This window comes from Bacillus sp. MM09(2025), from assembly GCF_050496725.1.
In the GTDB taxonomy this organism is placed as follows: Bacteria; Bacillota; Bacilli; order Bacillales; family Bacillaceae; genus Bacillus; species Bacillus pumilus.
In genome coordinates this window covers 1,468,591-1,485,171 of sequence record NZ_JBNWEN010000004.1, presented here as the reverse complement: position 1 = coordinate 1,485,171, position 16,581 = coordinate 1,468,591, and the positions used below count along the sequence as shown (strand labels likewise).

At 42.5% G+C, this 16,581-nt stretch carries 30 protein-coding genes and 1 pseudogene; all 31 read right to left on the bottom strand.

Going from position 1 to position 16,581, the window contains the following annotated elements:
- Positions 1-26: 26 nt before the first annotated feature.
- The gene (locus tag ACQYAC_RS14000) at positions 27-542 is read right to left on the bottom strand and encodes a GNAT family N-acetyltransferase (protein WP_429943479.1); all 516 of its coding nucleotides are present in this window, start codon (positions 540-542) and stop codon (positions 27-29) included.
- A 189-nt stretch (positions 543-731) separates the two neighbouring features.
- A complete protein-coding gene (gene rpsI, locus ACQYAC_RS13995; protein ID WP_003217273.1) occupies positions 732-1,124 on the bottom strand; it encodes a 30S ribosomal protein S9 in 393 nt (130 codons plus the stop codon).
- Positions 1,125-1,144: 20 nt separating this feature from the next.
- Positions 1,145-1,582, bottom strand: a complete 438-nt coding sequence (gene rplM / locus ACQYAC_RS13990) for a 50S ribosomal protein L13 (RefSeq protein ID WP_003217042.1) — start codon at positions 1,580-1,582, stop codon at positions 1,145-1,147.
- Between the two features lie 166 nt (positions 1,583-1,748).
- Positions 1,749-2,492 (bottom strand): tRNA pseudouridine(38-40) synthase TruA, encoded by a 744-nt coding sequence (gene truA / locus ACQYAC_RS13985; RefSeq protein ID WP_429943478.1) that lies wholly within the window; start codon positions 2,490-2,492, stop codon positions 1,749-1,751.
- Positions 2,493-2,503: 11 nt separating this feature from the next.
- On the bottom strand, positions 2,504-3,301 hold the full coding sequence (locus ACQYAC_RS13980; RefSeq protein ID WP_429943477.1) for an energy-coupling factor transporter transmembrane component T family protein: 798 nt from the start codon (positions 3,299-3,301) through the stop codon (positions 2,504-2,506).
- Positions 3,298-4,167: an energy-coupling factor ABC transporter ATP-binding protein gene (locus ACQYAC_RS13975; RefSeq protein WP_306011550.1), complete on the bottom strand. Its 870-nt coding sequence runs from the start codon at positions 4,165-4,167 to the stop codon at positions 3,298-3,300. Before ACQYAC_RS13975 ends, ACQYAC_RS13980 begins: the two co-directional genes overlap by 4 nt.
- The gene (locus ACQYAC_RS13970; RefSeq protein ID WP_306011549.1) at positions 4,143-4,985 is read right to left on the bottom strand and encodes an energy-coupling factor ABC transporter ATP-binding protein; all 843 of its coding nucleotides are present in this window, start codon (positions 4,983-4,985) and stop codon (positions 4,143-4,145) included. Before ACQYAC_RS13970 ends, ACQYAC_RS13975 begins: the two co-directional genes overlap by 25 nt.
- A gap of 124 nt (positions 4,986-5,109) precedes the next feature.
- Positions 5,110-5,472 (bottom strand): 50S ribosomal protein L17, encoded by a 363-nt coding sequence (gene rplQ / locus ACQYAC_RS13965; RefSeq protein ID WP_003216944.1) that lies wholly within the window; start codon positions 5,470-5,472, stop codon positions 5,110-5,112.
- Between the two features lie 76 nt (positions 5,473-5,548).
- Complete coding sequence (locus tag ACQYAC_RS13960) at positions 5,549-6,493, bottom strand: DNA-directed RNA polymerase subunit alpha (protein WP_003217009.1); 945 nt, start codon at positions 6,491-6,493, stop codon at positions 5,549-5,551.
- A gap of 175 nt (positions 6,494-6,668) precedes the next feature.
- The gene (gene rpsK, locus ACQYAC_RS13955) at positions 6,669-7,064 is read right to left on the bottom strand and encodes a 30S ribosomal protein S11 (protein WP_003217231.1); all 396 of its coding nucleotides are present in this window, start codon (positions 7,062-7,064) and stop codon (positions 6,669-6,671) included.
- A gap of 20 nt (positions 7,065-7,084) precedes the next feature.
- A complete protein-coding gene (rpsM, locus tag ACQYAC_RS13950; protein ID WP_003217023.1) occupies positions 7,085-7,450 on the bottom strand; it encodes a 30S ribosomal protein S13 in 366 nt (121 codons plus the stop codon).
- A 21-nt stretch (positions 7,451-7,471) separates the two neighbouring features.
- Complete coding sequence (gene rpmJ, locus ACQYAC_RS13945; protein ID WP_003156543.1) at positions 7,472-7,585, bottom strand: 50S ribosomal protein L36; 114 nt, start codon at positions 7,583-7,585, stop codon at positions 7,472-7,474.
- 31 nt (positions 7,586-7,616) lie between these two features.
- A complete protein-coding gene (gene infA / locus ACQYAC_RS13940) occupies positions 7,617-7,835 on the bottom strand; it encodes a translation initiation factor IF-1 (RefSeq protein WP_003217190.1) in 219 nt (72 codons plus the stop codon).
- Positions 7,813-8,120, bottom strand: a pseudogene (locus ACQYAC_RS13935) (KOW domain-containing RNA-binding protein). The gene infA and the pseudogene ACQYAC_RS13935 overlap by 23 nt, the downstream one beginning before the upstream one ends.
- A gap of 27 nt (positions 8,121-8,147) precedes the next feature.
- Positions 8,148-8,894, bottom strand: a complete 747-nt coding sequence (gene map / locus ACQYAC_RS13930; RefSeq protein ID WP_003217210.1) for a type I methionyl aminopeptidase — start codon at positions 8,892-8,894, stop codon at positions 8,148-8,150.
- Positions 8,891-9,544 (bottom strand): adenylate kinase, encoded by a 654-nt coding sequence (locus ACQYAC_RS13925; RefSeq protein WP_012008711.1) that lies wholly within the window; start codon positions 9,542-9,544, stop codon positions 8,891-8,893. The genes map and ACQYAC_RS13925 overlap by 4 nt, the downstream gene beginning before the upstream one ends.
- A gap of 55 nt (positions 9,545-9,599) precedes the next feature.
- On the bottom strand, positions 9,600-10,892 hold the full coding sequence (secY, locus tag ACQYAC_RS13920) for a preprotein translocase subunit SecY (protein ID WP_012008710.1): 1,293 nt from the start codon (positions 10,890-10,892) through the stop codon (positions 9,600-9,602).
- Between the two features lies 1 nt (position 10,893).
- Positions 10,894-11,334 carry a 50S ribosomal protein L15 gene (gene rplO, locus ACQYAC_RS13915; RefSeq protein ID WP_012008709.1) on the bottom strand — a complete coding sequence of 147 codons (441 nt, stop codon included), beginning with the start codon at positions 11,332-11,334 and terminating at the stop codon, positions 10,894-10,896.
- Positions 11,335-11,364: 30 nt separating this feature from the next.
- Positions 11,365-11,547: a 50S ribosomal protein L30 gene (gene rpmD, locus ACQYAC_RS13910; RefSeq protein ID WP_003217067.1), complete on the bottom strand. Its 183-nt coding sequence runs from the start codon at positions 11,545-11,547 to the stop codon at positions 11,365-11,367.
- A gap of 13 nt (positions 11,548-11,560) precedes the next feature.
- Positions 11,561-12,061, bottom strand: a complete 501-nt coding sequence (gene rpsE / locus ACQYAC_RS13905; RefSeq protein WP_003217179.1) for a 30S ribosomal protein S5 — start codon at positions 12,059-12,061, stop codon at positions 11,561-11,563.
- Positions 12,062-12,085: 24 nt separating this feature from the next.
- Positions 12,086-12,448 (bottom strand): 50S ribosomal protein L18, encoded by a 363-nt coding sequence (rplR, locus tag ACQYAC_RS13900; protein ID WP_012008708.1) that lies wholly within the window; start codon positions 12,446-12,448, stop codon positions 12,086-12,088.
- 32 nt (positions 12,449-12,480) lie between these two features.
- Positions 12,481-13,017 carry a 50S ribosomal protein L6 gene (rplF, locus tag ACQYAC_RS13895; RefSeq protein WP_003217186.1) on the bottom strand — a complete coding sequence of 179 codons (537 nt, stop codon included), beginning with the start codon at positions 13,015-13,017 and terminating at the stop codon, positions 12,481-12,483.
- Between the two features lie 31 nt (positions 13,018-13,048).
- A complete protein-coding gene (gene rpsH / locus ACQYAC_RS13890) occupies positions 13,049-13,447 on the bottom strand; it encodes a 30S ribosomal protein S8 (protein WP_003217040.1) in 399 nt (132 codons plus the stop codon).
- A 31-nt stretch (positions 13,448-13,478) separates the two neighbouring features.
- Complete coding sequence (gene rpsN, locus ACQYAC_RS13885) at positions 13,479-13,664, bottom strand: 30S ribosomal protein S14 (RefSeq protein WP_008356542.1); 186 nt, start codon at positions 13,662-13,664, stop codon at positions 13,479-13,481.
- Positions 13,665-13,686: 22 nt separating this feature from the next.
- Positions 13,687-14,226 carry a 50S ribosomal protein L5 gene (gene rplE, locus ACQYAC_RS13880; protein WP_003217159.1) on the bottom strand — a complete coding sequence of 180 codons (540 nt, stop codon included), beginning with the start codon at positions 14,224-14,226 and terminating at the stop codon, positions 13,687-13,689.
- Between the two features lie 25 nt (positions 14,227-14,251).
- Positions 14,252-14,563: a 50S ribosomal protein L24 gene (rplX, locus tag ACQYAC_RS13875; RefSeq protein ID WP_003217151.1), complete on the bottom strand. Its 312-nt coding sequence runs from the start codon at positions 14,561-14,563 to the stop codon at positions 14,252-14,254.
- 35 nt (positions 14,564-14,598) lie between these two features.
- Positions 14,599-14,967 (bottom strand): 50S ribosomal protein L14, encoded by a 369-nt coding sequence (rplN, locus tag ACQYAC_RS13870; RefSeq protein WP_003216882.1) that lies wholly within the window; start codon positions 14,965-14,967, stop codon positions 14,599-14,601.
- Positions 14,968-15,006: 39 nt separating this feature from the next.
- Positions 15,007-15,270: a 30S ribosomal protein S17 gene (rpsQ, locus tag ACQYAC_RS13865; RefSeq protein ID WP_012008705.1), complete on the bottom strand. Its 264-nt coding sequence runs from the start codon at positions 15,268-15,270 to the stop codon at positions 15,007-15,009.
- A gap of 25 nt (positions 15,271-15,295) precedes the next feature.
- Positions 15,296-15,496: a 50S ribosomal protein L29 gene (gene rpmC, locus ACQYAC_RS13860; RefSeq protein WP_003217155.1), complete on the bottom strand. Its 201-nt coding sequence runs from the start codon at positions 15,494-15,496 to the stop codon at positions 15,296-15,298.
- A complete protein-coding gene (gene rplP, locus ACQYAC_RS13855) occupies positions 15,486-15,920 on the bottom strand; it encodes a 50S ribosomal protein L16 (RefSeq protein ID WP_003156478.1) in 435 nt (144 codons plus the stop codon). The genes rpmC and rplP overlap by 11 nt, the downstream gene beginning before the upstream one ends.
- A 1-nt stretch (position 15,921) precedes the next feature.
- Entirely contained in the window at positions 15,922-16,578 is a 657-nt protein-coding gene (gene rpsC / locus ACQYAC_RS13850) for a 30S ribosomal protein S3 (protein WP_003217241.1), read from the bottom strand.
- Positions 16,579-16,581: the final 3 nt, after the last annotated feature.

Below are 16,581 nucleotides of genomic sequence, written 5' to 3'. Positions count from 1 at the left end.
GAATTACTTCATATCAAGAAAACTTATCAAGTTTCCCATTCCTCCCGTAAGATGGCATAGTAAAACTCATCCCACCACTCATTTCCTTGTGGTATACATTTTTTAAAATATCCTTCTCTTCTCATCCCCAATTTCTCCATCACTCTCCACGATGGCACATTTTCAGGCTGACAAGTGGCAATAATCCGATGTAAATTCATTGTGTGAAAGCCATGATGTAGTACAGCATAAGCCGCTTCAGATGCATAGCCTTTGTTTTGATATGCAGGATTGAAGACCCAGCCAATTTCATATGTGTGATCACCAAAGTAAGGATGAAATGCGATATGCCCGATACATGTATAATCTTCTTTTAAAAGGACAGCAACATACTTAGCATCTTCATGAGAATTATTTTTGACAAATTCCTTCGCATCTCCTTTAGAAAATACATCTTCCGGAATATACTTCATCACGACCGGATCAGATGTATATGCATAGACATCCTGCCAATCATCATCCGTAAATGGTCGAATGAGACATCTTTCTGTCGTTAGATTCATAGGACAACCTCCATCTTTTTTAACAGAAAACTTCTATACTCATATTTTATACGTATTCAAGAGGAAGAGACCAGTCATGATCTATCATATAAAAAGCACAAAAAAAAGCACCAGCACGAAGCTGATGCTTTTTTTATAAGGTTTGTCTGTAACAAACCTTTGTAAAACGTCCATACAATATAAAATTGATTAACGTTTTGAGAACTGAGGAGCTCTACGTGCGCCTTTAAGACCGTATTTCTTACGCTCTTTCATACGAGGGTCACGAGTAAGAAGTCCAGCACGTTTAAGTGATGTACGGTACTCAGGATCTACTTCTAGAAGAGCACGAGAGATACCGTGACGAATTGCTCCAGCTTGACCAGAGAATCCACCACCGTGAACAGTTACAAGAACATCGTAGCTATTAGCTGTTTCTGTGATGTTCAAAGGTTGTTTCACGTCTTCGATTAAAGCAGCGAATGGAATGTATTCAGTAATTTCACGATTATTAACGACGATACGGCCTTCACCTGGAACTAAGCGAACGCGCGCTACAGAACTTTTACGACGACCTGTACCGTAATATTGAACCTGTGCCAAATTGTTAACCTCCCTTATAATTAACCGCGAAGTTCGTAAACTTCAGGTTGTTGTGCTTGATGTGGATGCTCAGAACCACGGTACACATTTAATTTTTTGAACATTTGACGGCCTAATGGACCCTTTGGAAGCATACCTTTGATAGCAAGCTCCAACATTTTTTCAGGGTAGTTTGTACGCATCTCAAGAGCAGTTCTTTGTTTCAAACCACCTGGGTGCATTGTGTGACGGTAGTAAATTTTGTCCGTCAATTTCTTACCTGTCAGTTCGATTTTCTCAGCATTGATGATGATGACATGATCACCTGTATCAACGTGTGGTGTATAAGTTGGTTTGTGCTTACCGCGCAAAAGTGATGCTACTTCAGTAGAAAGACGACCTAGAGTCTTGCCTGCCGCATCAACAACTAGCCATTTGCGCTCAATTGTGCTTGCGTTCGCCATTGGTGTTGTACGCATGAGTTTCCCTCCTAAATAAATCAATGAATTTTCCTTGAATCAAATGCTACGTTCTATTTCAAAACACAAGATAAGTCTTCCGGGGCTTATTTGTGGGGTTGAAATACATACCATATGATATCTTATAACTTTCTGCTTCCTGTGTCAAGAACATGTTACACCTGGTTTAGTTGTCATAGAAAACTTCCCATAAATACAGTCCGTGACTAGGCGCAGTCTTGCCTGCCGCTTCGCGATTTCGGGCGGCAAGCATGGCTTTTATCTCATCAGGGTGGAATTTACCAGATCCGATTTCAAGTAACGTTCCAGCGATAATTCGCACCATGTTGTATAAAAAGCCATTTCCTCTCACACGCATTTCAAGCCCGTCTGAGACGTTTTTCCACTCGAGGGTGTAAATCTCCCTCACCTTGTCCTGAACCTCTGTATTGGCCGCACAAAAGCTTGTGAAATCGTGTGTGCCAATGAGGTGCCCAGCAGCTTCTCTCATTTTGTCTGCATCCAGCCGGTAAGGAAAGTGGCAGGCATACTGTCTCGTGAACACATTTTGGTGCGTTTCCGTTGAGACCTTATAACGATACTCCTTCGAAACGACACTAAAACGTGCATGAAACGATTCATCCACTTCCTCAGCCTTTAGAACCCTGATGTCATCCGGCAGGAGACTATTGAGGGCAAAAGGCCACCTTTCCATCGGGATCGAGAGCGGCGTGTCGAAATGGATGACCTGCCCCTTCGCATGGACGCCGCTGTCCGTCCGGCCAGAAGCCACAATCGGAACCAGTTCATCTTGTTTGTGCATTCTTGCAAGAGCAGACTCGATCTCCGTCTGAATAGTTCGCTGCCCAGGCTGCACCTGATAGCCTTTAAAATGTGTCCCATCGTAGGATACGGTACATTTGACCTTCATCTAGGAATCACCTAATTTCTCAGAAGCACAAGGAGTGCTGTTAACAGGATGAACAGGAGCAGTGTGAACGTGTCTTTCATGCCCCAGACAAGCTGACGGTATTTCGTCCGCCCTTCTCCTCCGCGGTAGCCTCTCGCTTCCATAGCGGTCGCCAGTTCCTCTGCACGCTTAAACGCACTGACGAAAAGCGGAACAAGTAAAGGAACGATGGCTTTCATGCGATCTTTAAGAGGTCCGCTTGTAAAATCAACACCTCTTGCCATTTGTGCCTTCATGATTTTGTCAGTCTCTTCTAGTAAAGTTGGAATAAACCGAAGAGAGATGGACATCATGAGAGCAAGTTCATGAACAGGCAGTTTGATTTTATGGAATGGGTGAAGCAGCTTTTCCATACCGTCTGTCACTTCTATAGGCGTTGTGGTTAACGTCAGAAGTGTCGTCATCATGATGAGATAGACAAAACGGAGAGAAATGAAAATCCCCTGCTTTAGACCTTCTTCATAAATATTTAAAAAACCAAAGTGAAATAGCAAGGCGCCATCCTTAGTCATAAAAATATGCAGAATGAAGGTAAACAGGACAATCCATAGGATCGGCTTCATTCCTTTGAGAATAAAGTATAGCGGCACCTGAGAAACCATCACCACAAGGAGGGTAAAGATACCTAAAAGCCCGTAAGTGATGTAATTATTAGCAAAAAAGACAATAAAGACAAAAAAGAAAATTGATAACAGCTTTGTCCTTGGATCAAGACGATGGACAAAGGATGTACCTGGCACATATTTGCCGATAATCATACTATCCATCATGATGTCGTGTCCTCCTGATAAAGAGCTGTTAAGGCTTCTGCCATTTCATCCATGGTCAGAAGCGGACTTGGAAACGTAATGCCCAGCTTTTCTTCTACAGTCTGCTGGAATTTAATCGTTTCTGGGAGGTCGAGACCAAACGAAGCCATGTCTGTACGATTGGCAAACAATTCTCTCGGTGTACCTGTCGCCTTCACCGTTCCTTTATGCATCACAATCATTTGATCTGCATAATGAGCGGCGTCCTCCATACTGTGTGTAACCAGAATCGTGGTGAGGTTTGCCTTTTGATGAAGCTCATAGAACATGTCCATGATTTCCTTACGTCCGCGTGGATCTAACCCTGCAGTCGGCTCATCCAGCACAAGCACTTCCGGTTCCATTGCTAGAACACCTGCAATCGCCACACGTCTCATTTGACCGCCGCTTAGTTCAAAGGGAGATCGAGATAATAAGGATTCAGGAAGACCAACCAGCTTCAGCATTTCTTTCGCCTTTGCTTCTGCCTTTTCCTGAGGAACACCGAAATTCATCGGACCAAAGCAGATATCCTTAAGGATCGTTTCTTCAAAGAGCTGATGCTCAGGAAACTGAAAGACGATGCCTACTTTTTTCCGGAGGGACTTTAAATCCTTCTGCTTTTTATTGGCTTGTAAGACGGTATCCCCAAGCGCAATACTTCCCTTCGTTGGTTTGAGCAATCCATTTAAGTGCTGCAGCAACGTGGACTTGCCAGAGCCCGTATGACCAATGACAGCAACATAGCTGCCCTCTTGGATGGAAGCATTGACATCATACAAAGCGAGACGCTCAAACGGCGTTTTCATTTGATAACGATGCTCTAATTCTTTGATCGTAATGTCCATAGCTCTTTCACCAATCCTTCTTGTGTCAAATGGGCATTTGCAAGCGGTACACCTTGCTGCTTCAATTGTTTGCTCAACCGATAGGAGAATGGCAGATCAAGTCCAATTCGAACTAGCTCTTCGTCTAATTCAAATACTTCCTCTGGGGTTCCCTCGGCAAATTTTTTCCCGCCATTCATGACAATGACCCGGTCTGCCTTGGCGGCCTCGTCTAAATCATGTGTGATGGAAATGACTGTGACCGTTCCTTGTTCCTTCAGTAGTCTAACAGTCTCTAACACTTCTTCCCGGCCAATCGGATCAAGCATCGATGTTGCTTCATCCAAAATCATGATGTCAGGGCTTGCGGCAAGTACACCTGCAATGGCGACTCTCTGCTTTTGCCCGCCTGATAGATGGTGCGGCTCTTGATCAAGAAACTCCTGCATATTGACCTGTTTGACAGCCCAATCTACACGTTCTATCATCAATTCCCGCTCAACCCCGTTATTTTCTAAACCAAAAGCCACATCATCACGAACCGTTGAGCCAACGAATTGGTTATCTGGGTTTTGAAAGACCATTCCGACCTTTTTGCGAATATCCCAGACACTCTCTTCTTTCAGCTCAATCTCTCCAACCTTGACCGTTCCAGCATCCGGTAAAATGAGCCCATTCAGTACACGGGCAAGTGTGGATTTACCTGAACCGTTATGACCAACAATGGCGAGCCATTCATTTTGATTCACATGCAATGACACTTGATCTAAAGCGGGCTTGTCCGCATCCTTGTGATAACGAAATACAATGTCCTTTACGTCAATTAATGTCTTCCCCATCTCTACCGGACCTCCTCTCAGCTCAACCTCTTCTTTGCTTCTTGCTAAAAAGCCGTAGTATCTAAAAAAGGGCATAGATCCAGTTATGAACTGTCCCGCCCTTTCTTAGATACACGCTATGTGATTAAACTAATTCAATGACAGCCATTGGTGCGCCATCGCCGCGACGAGGTCCAAGCTTCATGATACGAGTGTATCCACCTTGGCGATCTTCGTAGCGAGTTGCAACGTCAGCGAATAATTTTTGAAGTGCATCTTGGTTTGTTTCAGCGTTAGCTACTTCATTACGAATGTAAGCTGCAGCTTGACGGCGAGCATGAAGATCTCCGCGTTTGCCAAGAGTGATCATTTTTTCAACTACAGAGCGAAGTTCTTTCGCACGTGTTTCAGTTGTTTCGATGCGTTCGTTGATGATCAAATCAGTCGTTAGGTCACGAAGCATTGCTTTACGTTGTGCACTAGTGCGTCCTAGCTTTCTGTATGCCATGTGATGTCCCCTCCTTAGTTAGAGAATGCTGTATGAATAAAAAACACACGAAAATCCTAGTTCACAATGAAACTAGTCAATCGTCTTTACGAAGACCCAGTCCAAGTTCTTCTAGTTTCGCTTTCACTTCTTCAAGAGATTTACGTCCAAGGTTACGAACTTTCATCATATCCTCTTCTGTCTTGTTAGCAAGCTCTTGAACAGTATTAATACCCGCACGCTTCAAACAGTTGTAAGAACGAACAGAAAGATCAAGCTCTTCAATTGTCATTTCAAGCACTTTTTCTTTTTGGTCTTCTTCTTTCTCAACCATAATTTCAGCATGCTGAGCTTCGTCAGTTAACCCAACGAAAATATTCAGGTGTTCAGTTAAAATCTTAGAACCTAGAGCGATCGCTTCTTTCGGTCCTGTGCTTCCATCAGTCCATACATCTAGTGTTAATTTATCATAGTTTGTGATTTGCCCAACACGGGTGTTCTCCACTTGATAAGTCACACGAGATACAGGTGTATAGATTGAGTCGATCGGAATCACACCGATTGGCTGATCGTCTCTTTTGTTTGCATCAGCAGGATTATACCCGCGACCTCTTTGTGCAGTTAAGCGAACACGGAAGCTCGCATTCTTGCCAAGAGTTGCGATGTGGAGATCTGGATTTAAGATTTCAATATCGCTGTCGTGTGTAATATCAGCAGCTGTTACAGTACCTTCATCTTGTACATCAATTTCAAGCGTCTTCTCTTCTTCAGAGTAGATTTTGAGTGCAAGCTTTTTAATGTTTAAGATAATCGTTGTAACATCTTCAACCACGCCTTCGATCGTTGAGAATTCGTGTAAGACACCATCTATCTGGATCGATGTTACAGCTGCACCAGGAAGTGAGGATAAAAGGATACGACGAAGGGAGTTCCCTAAAGTGGTACCATATCCACGCTCAAGTGGCTCTACGACAAACTTGCCATACTTGGCATCGTCGCTGATTTCAACCGTTTCGATTTTTGGTTTTTCAATTTCGATCATCTAATAAAACCCTCCTTCAAAACGTCGAAACCTCGAATAGAATCATATGAGATTCCATCCGAAATTCCTCATTGTTTAGTCCCGTATGTGCTCAGGCAACGAGTCGTGTATTCGTCTCATAAATAACTGTATCATAACCCATTATTGACAGGGACACAAAATCTATACAAACAAATTACACGCGGCGACGTTTTGGTGGACGGCATCCGTTATGAGGAACTGGAGTTACGTCTCTGATTGCAGTAACTTCAAGACCTGCAGCTTGAAGTGCACGAATTGCAGCTTCACGACCAGAACCAGGACCTTTAACAGTTACTTCAAGTGTTTTAAGACCATGTTCGATAGAACCTTTAGCAGCAGTTTCAGCAGCCATTTGTGCAGCGAAAGGAGTAGATTTACGAGAACCTCTGAATCCTAATGCACCAGCACTTGACCAAGAAATTGCGTTTCCATGAACATCAGTAATCGTTACAATCGTGTTGTTGAAAGTGGAACGGATATGAGCGATTCCAGCTTCAATATTCTTTTTCACGCGACGTTTACGCGTATTTTGTTTACGAGCAGCAGCCATTCTTTAACTACCTCCTTTACTTATTTTTTCTTGTTAGCTACAGTACGACGCGGACCTTTACGAGTACGCGCGTTGTTTTTTGTGTTTTGTCCACGAACAGGAAGTCCTCTACGATGACGGATTCCGCGGTAGCTTCCGATTTCAATTAGACGCTTAATGTTAAGTGAAACTTCACGACGAAGGTCACCTTCTACTTTAAGTTTGTCAATGATATCACGGATTTTACCAAGTTCGTCTTCAGTTAGATCGCGAACGCGAGTGTCTTCAGAAACACCTGCTTCTTTAAGGACTTGTTGCGCAGTCGTACGACCAATTCCAAAAACATATGTTAAAGAAATGACAACACGTTTATCACGTGGAATATCTACACCAGCAATACGAGCCATGATTTGGGCACCTCCTTGTTATTAGCCTTGTTTTTGTTTATGTTTTGGGTTTTCACAGATCACCATTACTTTTCCTTTTCTGCGAATAACTTTACATTTTTCACAGATAGGTTTAACAGATGGTCTCACTTTCATGTGTTTCCAACCTCCTTCTTCCGGAGTTGCTTTATTTGTAACGGTACGTAATTCTACCACGAGTTAAGTCATATGGAGATAATTCTACCGTAACTTTGTCTCCAGGTAAAATGCGAATGAAGTGCATACGGATTTTTCCTGATACATGAGCCAAAACTGTATGGCCATTCTCTAGTTCAACTTTGAACATTGCATTTGGCAAAGTTTCTGCTACAGTACCTTCCACTTCAATTACATCGTCTTTCGCCATTCAAGTGTTCTCCCTTCTTCAAATCAGTAACTTGCTCTCTGACAAATGTCCAAATGAGTTCATCTCAATTGTCCATCTATCACCCGACCTGTTTTGAATATACTGTTCTGAACTTCCGGAGATACGCAACCATAAAAGGTTATATGATTGATATTTTTTCTTAGGAGAATGAAATTTACGCTTTTCTCCGTCTGCGATTAGTACATGGCAGCCACCGAACATGCCGATGACACCTGTATACTGATCTTGTTCTTTCCTTTGGACTATACAGACAACCTGCCCGATTTGGGCCTGAAAGGCTTCAGTGAAGACCTAAATCTTAGTCAGTATATCAAAACCTGTATCTGTAATCGCAATCGTATGCTCAAAGTGAGCACACTTTTTCCCATCAACCGTTACAACCGTCCAGTTATCAGCCAATGTTTTCACATATCGGCTGCCTGCGTTCACCATCGGTTCGATGGCCAACACCATTCCAGGTTTTAGCCGCGGGCCTTTGTTGGGCGGACCATAATGAGGAATTTGAGGGTCCTCATGAAGATCCTGTCCGACCCCATGTCCAACATATTCTCTAACAACTGAGAAATTCTCGTTTTCTACATACGTTTGTATGGCATGGGAAATGTTCGACAGACGTTCGCCTGGCTTTGCTTCCTGTAAGCCTTTATATAGAGATTCCTCTGTGACTTCCAGTAGTTTGCGGTCTTCATCACTGATTACCCCAACTGGATAAGTCCAAGCAGAGTCACCATGATAGCCATTTAACTTCGCGCCAATATCGATACTAATGATGTCACCATCACGTAAAACCCGTTTACCAGGAATACCGTGAACGAGTTCTTCATTCACCGAAACGCAAATGCTCCCGCGAAAACCATTATACCCTTTAAAAGATGGGATTGCACCCTGCTTTGTAATAAAACGTTCGGCAATTTGATCCAATTCTTTTGTCGAAATACCTGGTTTTATATGTTTCTTCAGCTCTTCATGAGTCAGTGCGACAATGCGTCCAGCTTCTCTCATAATCTCAAGCTCGCGAGGAGTTTTACAGATAATCATTTATTTAATCCCCCAAGCAGGTCCTTGATATCTGCATATACATCGTTAATGTGTTTTGCACCATCAATGTTTGCAAGATATCCTTTTTCTGAATAGAAGTTCAGTAAAGGTTCAGTCTGCTTTAAGTTTACTTCAAGTCTAGTCGAAACGGTTTCTGCATTATCATCTGCACGTTGATAAAGCTCGCCTCCACACTTATCGCAAACATTTTCTTTCGCAGGTGGATTGAATACTAAATGATATGTTGCTCCGCAATTTTTGCAAATTCTTCGGCCAGTCAGACGCTCCATCAAAGCATCTTTATCGACTTTAATATTAATGACATAATCAATCGTTCTGCCAAGGTCCTTTAGAATGTCTTCTAAAGCTTCAGCCTGAGCGACTGTTCGCGGAAATCCGTCCAGAAGAAAACCTTGCTCACAATCATTTTTGCCAAGTCTTTCTCTAACAATACCGATTGTGACCTCATCAGGAACAAGCTCTCCTTTATCGATAAAGGATTTTGCTTCGAGCCCAAGTTGTGTCTCCTCTTTCATAGCAGCGCGGAACATATCTCCTGTTGAGATATGAGGGATCCCATAATCATCAACAATTCGTTCTGCCTGAGTGCCTTTACCAGCACCCGGAAGCCCCATTAAGACTAAGTTCATTTCGGATTTCCCCTTCCTTACTTAGAGAGGTTGGGCAGGAGCCCAGCCCTCTGTTTTATTTCATAAATCCACGGTAGTTTCGTTTCACTAATTGGCTTTCAAGCTGTTTCATTGTTTCAAGTGCAACACCTACAACAATGAGAAGACTTGTGCCGCCAATTTGTGCAGCGGAAGGTAATCCAGCGAATTGAATGAAAAAGATAGGAAGTATTGAAATCACGGCTAAGAAAATGGCGCCCACAAACGTGAGTCGGTACAAAATGCTCGTAATTCTATCTTGAGTCATTTTCCCTGGACGAACTCCCGGGATATAGCCACCCTGCTTTTGCAGATTTTCAGCCATTTGTTCAGGATTCACTTGGACAAAGGCATAAAAATATGTGAAAGCAACAATCAGTGCTACATAAATCGTCATACCGATTGGCTTAGTATAGTCAAAGTTGTTGGTTATCCAAGTTGTCACATTATTAGTTCCGAAGAACGATGCGACCGTCTGCGGAGTAATAATGAATGAAACGGCAAAGATGACTGGAATCACCCCTGCTGGATTCACTTTCAATGGAAGGTGCGTTGCTTGACTAGCAGACATTTGTGCACGGCCAGTTCCTTTTGAATATTGAATCGCAATCTTTCTCACTGCCATTTGAATGTAAATAACACCGATAACAATGACAAGGATAGCAATGACAATAAGGGCAATTTTTAGGATTTGCATGAACAGCTGTCCATCTCCACCTACAAACTGCTGAGCGTACACTTGTTTTAATGTTTGAGGGATACCTGCGATGATACCGGCAAAGATAATAATCGAAATACCGTTACCAACGCCGTGAGCAGTGATCTGCTCTCCCAGCCACATTAAAAATGCTGTTCCCGCAGTGAGTACGACCGCAATTAAGAGGTACGTTGAAACACCTGGGTTTTCAATCAGCATGCCTCCTGCCATATTGTTGAATCCATATGACATTCCTAACGCCTGGATAAAACCTAGAACAATTGTAAAATACCTTGTGAATTGTGCTAATTTTCGGCGGCCAACCTCTCCTTGCTTTGACCACTCAGTGAACTTCGGAACAACATCCATCTGCAAGAGCTGAATGATGATCGAAGCAGTGATATACGGCATAATCCCCATTGCAAGAATGGAGAATTGGAAAAGTGCCCCGCCCCCAAACGTGTTGAGGATCCCGAAAACACTCATTTGATCCTGTGCCTGGAGAACTTCGGCGTTCACATTAGGCACAGGGATGAAAGCACCTATACGAAAGACGATTAACATTAAAAGAGTGAATATAATCTTATTCCGTATATCTTTCACGCGCATAAAATTGGAGATTGTCTTAAACAAGTTAGATCACCTCGGCTGTACCGCCAGCAGCTTCAATCGCTTCTTTAGCAGAAGCAGAGAATTTATTGGCTTTTACAGTTAATTTTTTTTCTAATTTACCGTTGCCAAGAATTTTTACTCCTGCTTTTAACTTGCTTATTGCACCAGTCTCTAGAAGAAGTTCAGGAGTTACTTCCGTTCCTTCGTCAAAACTGTTTAATCTGTCTAAGTTGATTACCGCATAATCTTTACGGTTGATGTTTGTAAAACCACGTTTTGGAAGACGTTGGAATAAAGGCATCTGACCACCTTCGAAACCAGGGCGTACACCGCCGCCAGAACGAGCGTTTTGACCTTTATGACCTTTACCAGAAGTTTTACCGTTACCTGATCCAATACCACGACCAACACGGTTGCGTTCTTTACGTGAACCTTCTGAAGGCTTCAATTCATGAAGTTTCATTTGGGCACCTCCTTATCGATTAAAAATGTTTTATTGTTCTTTAACAGAAACTAAATGAGACACCTTGTTAATCATGCCGCGGATCGCTGCATTGTCTTCATGTACGACTGTTTGGTTTGTTTTCTTTAGACCAAGAGTACGAACAGTGACACGCTGATCTTCTGGGCGACCGATTACACTGCGTTTGAGGGTAATTTCTAATTTATTTGCCATTATTGTTCCCTCCTTATCCTAACAGGTCTTCTACAGATTTTCCACGAAGCTTCGCAACGTCTTCAGCACGTTTAAGTTCACTTAAACCCTGAAGTGTTGCGCGGATCATGTTGATCGGTGTATTAGAACCTAGAGATTTAGAAAGGATATCAGCTAGACCAGCAAGCTCAAGAACCGCACGCACTGGGCCTCCAGCGATAACTCCTGTACCTTCTGAAGCAGGCTTCAATAGAACGTTTCCTGCACCGAATCGACCGATGATTTCATGTGGAATTGTAGTTCCAACCATTGGTACTTCAATTAAATTCTTTTTCGCATCTTCAACAGCTTTGCGGATCGCTTCTGGTACTTCTTGTGCTTTACCAGTACCGAAACCTACATGACCGTTTTTGTCACCGACAACAACTAAAGCTGCAAAACGGAAACGACGTCCACCTTTAACAACTTTCGCTACGCGGTTAACCGTAACTAAGCGTTCTTCTAACTCTAATTTGCTTTGGTCAATACGACTCATTCGGATGTGTCCCTCCTTCTTTTATTAAAATTTAAGTCCAGCCTCACGAGCAGCTTCAGCTAGAGCTTTTACACGTCCATGATATAAGTATCCTCCGCGGTCAAATACCACGTTAGAGATTCCTTTTTCAACAGCACGTTTTGCAACAAGTTCGCCAACTTTAGTAGCAGCTGCAGCGTCAGAACTATTCTCGATCTTTAAATCTTTATCAAGAGTAGAAGCACTTACAAGTGTTACACCGTTAACATCATCAATTACTTGAGCGTAGATGTTCTTGTTAGAACGGAAAACGTTAAGGCGAGGTCTTTCAGCAGTACCTGAAAGTTTCGCACGAACACGAGCGTGTCTTTTAAGACGAGTAGCGTTTTTGCTAGTTTTCGTAATCATCCGAGTCACTCCTTTCTTCACATTAAGCGATCTTACTTACCAGTTTTTCCTTCTTTACGGCGAACGAATTCACCTTCGTAACGAATTCCTTTACCTTTGTAAGGCTCTGGAGAACGGACAGCGCGGATGTTAGAAGCTAGAGCTCCCACACGCTCTTTATCGATACCTTTAATGACTACTTTCGTTTGAGATGGAACTTCAACTTCAACTCCAGCCTCAGGAACGATTTCAACTGGGTGAGAGTATCCAACGTTAAGAACAAGTTTGTTTCCAGATTTAGCTGCACGGTAACCGACACCGATAAGTTCTAAACCTCTTTCGAAACCTTTAGATACACCTTCAACCATGTTTGCAATTAAGCTGCGTGTTGTACCATGTAAAGCACGGTGTTCTTTATGATCAGACGGACGGCTTACAGTTAAGACGCTGTCCTCAATTTTAATTTCCATATCAGGGTGAAATGTACGAGTTAGTTCACCTTTTGGTCCCTTTACTGTCACTGTGTTATCGTTGTTTGTCACAGTAACTCCTGAAGGGATCTCGATTAGTTTTTTACCTATACGAGACATACCAAGCACCTCCATTCATCTTAAACTTTTTTTACCATACGTAAGCAAGTACTTCTCCACCAGCTTGTTTAGCACGGGCTTCTTTGTCCGATAAAACACCTTGTGATGTAGAAATAATTGCGATTCCAAGTCCGTTAAGTACACGTGGTACTTCATTTGATTTCGCATATACACGTAAACCAGGTTTACTGATTCTTTTTAGACCAGTGATAACACGTTCGTTGTTTTGGCCATATTTAAGGAACATACGGATAATTCCTTGTTTGCTGTCTTCAACATATTCAACGTCACGGATAAAACCTTCACGCTTTAAGATTTCAGCAATTTCTCTTTTGATTTTTGAAGCCGGTACTTCTAGCTTCTCATGACGTACCATGTTCGCATTGCGAATACGAGTCAGCAAATCTGCAATCGGATCTGTCATAACCATTATTTAATAACCTCCTTCCCATTTATGGGGATTACCAGCTGGCTTTTTTAACGCCAGGAATTTGTCCTTTATATGCAAGTTCGCGGAAACAAATACGGCAAAGTTTAAACTTGCGAATTACTGAATGTGGACGTCCACAACGTTCGCAGCGCGTATACTCTTGAACTTTAAACTTTTGTTTGCGTTGTTGTTTCGCAATCATAGACTTTTTAGCCACGATTTCGCCTCCCTTTCATTGATTATTTCTGGAACGGCATACCTACTTGAGTTAATAACTCACGTGCTTCTTCGTCCGTATTGGCAGTCGTAACGATAACGATATCCATACCGCGGACTTTTGTTACTTTATCGTAATCAATTTCTGGGAAGATTAACTGTTCTTTAATACCAAGCGTGTAGTTTCCACGACCGTCGAAAGATTTCTTAGAAATCCCGCGGAAGTCACGTACACGTGGTAAAGATACAGAAATAAGTTTATCAAGGAAATCGTACATGCGCTCTCCGCGAAGTGTTACTTTCGCTCCGATTGGCATTCCTTCACGTAGACGGAATCCAGCAATAGACTTCTTCGCACGAGTAACGACAGGTTTTTGACCAGCGATAAACGTTAATTCTTCAACAGCAGTATCGATTGCTTTAGCGTTTTGAACGGCGTCACCAACACCCATGTTGATCACGATTTTTTCGATTTTTGGCACTTGCATTACTGATTTGTATTCAAACTTAGAAACTAATGCAGGTGTAATTTCTTTTACATACTTTTCTTTAAGGCGGTTCATGAGAAAGACCTCCCTTCCTTATTTACTATTTATCTAGAACTTGCCCAGATTTTTTCGCTACACGGACTTTCTTTCCGTCCTCAACTTTATATCCAACACGTGTCACTTCACCCGTTTTAGGATCAAGCGGCATTACGTTTGATACGTGGATCGGCGCTTCTTGTTCAGAAATTCCGCCCTGAGGGTTAGCTTGGGTTGGTTTAGAGTGTTTTTTCACAAGGTTAATACCTTCTACTAAAACACGGTCATTCTTAGGGAAAGCAGCAAGGATGACTCCTTGTTTACCTTTATCTTTACCAGAGATAACCACTACTTTATCGCCCTTTTTAACATGCATTTAATCGCACCTCCTTGAGTCGCGGATTGTATTCATTAAAGTACTTCTGGTGCTAGAGAAACAATTTTCATATAGTTGTTTTCACGAAGTTCACGTGCTACTGGTCCGAAGATACGAGTTCCACGTGGGCTCTTGTCGTCACGGATAATGACACATGCATTTTCATCAAAGCTGATGTAAGATCCATCGTTTCTGCGAGCTCCGCTCTTTGTACGAACGATAACTGCTTTCACAACTTCACCTTTTTTGACAACGCCTCCTGGTGTTGCTTGTTTAACCGTACAAACAATGACATCACCGATGTTAGCCGTCTTACGTCCAGAGCCACCAAGAACTTTAATCGTTAGTACTTCACGTGCGCCAGAGTTGTCAGCTACTTTTAAACGAGTCTCCTGTTGAATCATTAATGTTACCTCCTTTCGGAAAAAGAAATCCGAACTTTATTAGATAATAACGGCTTCTTCGACAACTTCAACTAGACGAAAGCGTTTAGTCGCAGATAAAGGACGAGTTTCCATCACCTTTACGATGTCTCCGATTTTTGCTTGGTTGTTTTCATCATGTGCTTTTAACTTTTTAGAGTATCTTACACGTTTGCCATAAAGTGAATGCTTTTTGTATGTTTCAACTACAACAGTGATGGTTTTATCCATTTTGTCAGAAACAACACGACCTTGATACACTTTACGTTGGTTACGTTCGCTCATGTTTGCGGGGCCTCCCCTCTAATTATTATTTATTAGCAGCGATTTCTCTTTGACGAATCACAGTTTTCATGCGTGCGATTGATTTACGCACTTCACGAATGCGAGCAGTGTTTTCAAGCTGCCCAGTCGCTAATTGGAAACGAAGATTGAAAAGTTCTTCTTTAAGAGACTTTACTTTTTGTTCAATTTCAGCAGTGGTAAGGTCACGAATTTCATTAGCTTTCATTTGATTCACCACCAATTTCTTCACGTTTTACGAACTTCGTTTTAATTGGCAATTTGTGAGATGCAAGACGAAGAGCTTCACGAGCAACTTCTTCAGACACACCAGAAATTTCAAATAAAACTTTGCCCGGTTTTACTACAGCTACCCATCCTTCTGGAGCACCTTTACCGGAACCCATGCGGACTTCTAGAGGTTTAGCTGTGTATGGCTTAGAAGGGAAAATTTTAATCCAAACTTTACCGCCACGTTTCATGTAACGAGTCATAGCAATACGAGCAGCTTCGATTTGACGGTTTGTGATCCAAGAAGCTTCTAGAGCTTGGATACCGTACTCACCGAAATGTACTTCAGTACCACCTTTTGCACGACCACGCATTTTTCCACGATGTTCTCTGCGATACTTCACGCGTTTTGGCAATAACATATTATTTTCCTCCTTCCGCAGTATTCTTCTTAGTTGGAAGGACTTCTCCACGATAGATCCATACTTTTACGCCAAGCTTACCATAAGTAGTGTCAGCTTCAGCAGTAGCATAGTCGATGTCAGCACGAAGTGTGTGCAACGGAACAGTACCTTCACTGTAATATTCAGAACGAGCAATATCTGCACCGCCAAGACGACCAGAAACCATTGTTTTGATTCCTTGTGCTCCAGCACGCATTGTGCGTTGGATTGTTTGTTTTTGTGCACGACGGAATGAAATACGATTTTCAAGTTGACGAGCGATGTTTTCAGCAACTAGCTGAGCATCAAGATCTGCTCTTTTGATTTCAAGGATGTTGATGTGTACACGTTTGCCAGTTAGGCTGTTAAGAGCTTTACGAAGTGCTTCAACTTCAGATCCGCCTTTACCAATTACCATACCTGGTTTAGCCGTGTGGATTGTGATATTTACGCGGTTTGCAGCACGTTCGATTTCTACTTTAGAAACAGACGCGTCAGACAAACGCTTGCTGATGAATTCACGGATTTTCAAGTCTTCATGTAAGAAGTCAGCGTAATCTTTTCCTGCGAACCATTTAGATTCCCAATCACGAATGACGCCAATACGAAGACCTACTGGATTTACCTTTTGACCCACGGA

Excerpts from the sequence above, each read along its gene's own strand:
- ACQYAC_RS14000 (WP_429943479.1), bottom strand. The coding sequence starts at position 542 with ATGAATCTAACGACAGAAAGATGTCTCATTCGACCATTTACGGATGAT.
- rplM (WP_003217042.1), bottom strand. The coding sequence starts at position 1,582 with ATGCGTACAACACCAATGGCGAACGCAAGCACAATTGAGCGCAAATGG.
- truA (WP_429943478.1), bottom strand. The coding sequence starts at position 2,492 with ATGAAGGTCAAATGTACCGTATCCTACGATGGGACACATTTTAAAGGC.
- ACQYAC_RS13980 (WP_429943477.1), bottom strand. The coding sequence starts at position 3,301 with ATGATGGATAGTATGATTATCGGCAAATATGTGCCAGGTACATCCTTT.
- ACQYAC_RS13975 (WP_306011550.1), bottom strand. The coding sequence starts at position 4,167 with ATGGACATTACGATCAAAGAATTAGAGCATCGTTATCAAATGAAAACG.
- ACQYAC_RS13970 (WP_306011549.1), bottom strand. The coding sequence starts at position 4,985 with ATGGGGAAGACATTAATTGACGTAAAGGACATTGTATTTCGTTATCAC.
- rplQ (WP_003216944.1), bottom strand. The coding sequence starts at position 5,472 with ATGGCATACAGAAAGCTAGGACGCACTAGTGCACAACGTAAAGCAATG.
- ACQYAC_RS13960 (WP_003217009.1), bottom strand. The coding sequence starts at position 6,493 with ATGATCGAAATTGAAAAACCAAAAATCGAAACGGTTGAAATCAGCGAC.
- rpsK (WP_003217231.1), bottom strand. The coding sequence starts at position 7,064 with ATGGCTGCTGCTCGTAAACAAAATACGCGTAAACGTCGCGTGAAAAAG.
- rpsM (WP_003217023.1), bottom strand. The coding sequence starts at position 7,450 with ATGGCTCGTATTGCTGGTGTAGATATTCCACGTGATAAACGTGTTGTC.
- rpmJ (WP_003156543.1), bottom strand. The coding sequence starts at position 7,585 with ATGAAAGTGAGACCATCTGTTAAACCTATCTGTGAAAAATGTAAAGTT.
- infA (WP_003217190.1), bottom strand. The coding sequence starts at position 7,835 with ATGGCGAAAGACGATGTAATTGAAGTGGAAGGTACTGTAGCAGAAACT.
- map (WP_003217210.1), bottom strand. The coding sequence starts at position 8,894 with ATGATTATCTGTAAAACTCCTCGCGAGCTTGAGATTATGAGAGAAGCT.
- ACQYAC_RS13925 (WP_012008711.1), bottom strand. The coding sequence starts at position 9,544 with ATGAACTTAGTCTTAATGGGGCTTCCGGGTGCTGGTAAAGGCACTCAG.
- rplO (WP_012008709.1), bottom strand. The coding sequence starts at position 11,334 with ATGAAACTTCATGAATTGAAGCCTTCAGAAGGTTCACGTAAAGAACGC.
- rpmD (WP_003217067.1), bottom strand. The coding sequence starts at position 11,547 with ATGGCAAATAAATTAGAAATTACCCTCAAACGCAGTGTAATCGGTCGC.
- rpsE (WP_003217179.1), bottom strand. The coding sequence starts at position 12,061 with ATGAGTCGTATTGACCAAAGCAAATTAGAGTTAGAAGAACGCTTAGTT.
- rplR (WP_012008708.1), bottom strand. The coding sequence starts at position 12,448 with ATGATTACGAAAACTAGCAAAAACGCTACTCGTCTTAAAAGACACGCT.
- rplF (WP_003217186.1), bottom strand. The coding sequence starts at position 13,017 with ATGTCTCGTATAGGTAAAAAACTAATCGAGATCCCTTCAGGAGTTACT.
- rpsH (WP_003217040.1), bottom strand. The coding sequence starts at position 13,447 with ATGGTTATGACAGATCCGATTGCAGATTTGCTGACTCGTATTCGCAAT.
- rplE (WP_003217159.1), bottom strand. The coding sequence starts at position 14,226 with ATGAACCGCCTTAAAGAAAAGTATGTAAAAGAAATTACACCTGCATTA.
- rplX (WP_003217151.1), bottom strand. The coding sequence starts at position 14,563 with ATGCATGTTAAAAAGGGCGATAAAGTAGTGGTTATCTCTGGTAAAGAT.
- rplN (WP_003216882.1), bottom strand. The coding sequence starts at position 14,967 with ATGATTCAACAGGAGACTCGTTTAAAAGTAGCTGACAACTCTGGCGCA.
- rpsQ (WP_012008705.1), bottom strand. The coding sequence starts at position 15,270 with ATGAGCGAACGTAACCAACGTAAAGTGTATCAAGGTCGTGTTGTTTCT.
- rpmC (WP_003217155.1), bottom strand. The coding sequence starts at position 15,496 with ATGAAAGCTAATGAAATTCGTGACCTTACCACTGCTGAAATTGAACAA.
- rplP (WP_003156478.1), bottom strand. The coding sequence starts at position 15,920 with ATGTTATTGCCAAAACGCGTGAAGTATCGCAGAGAACATCGTGGAAAA.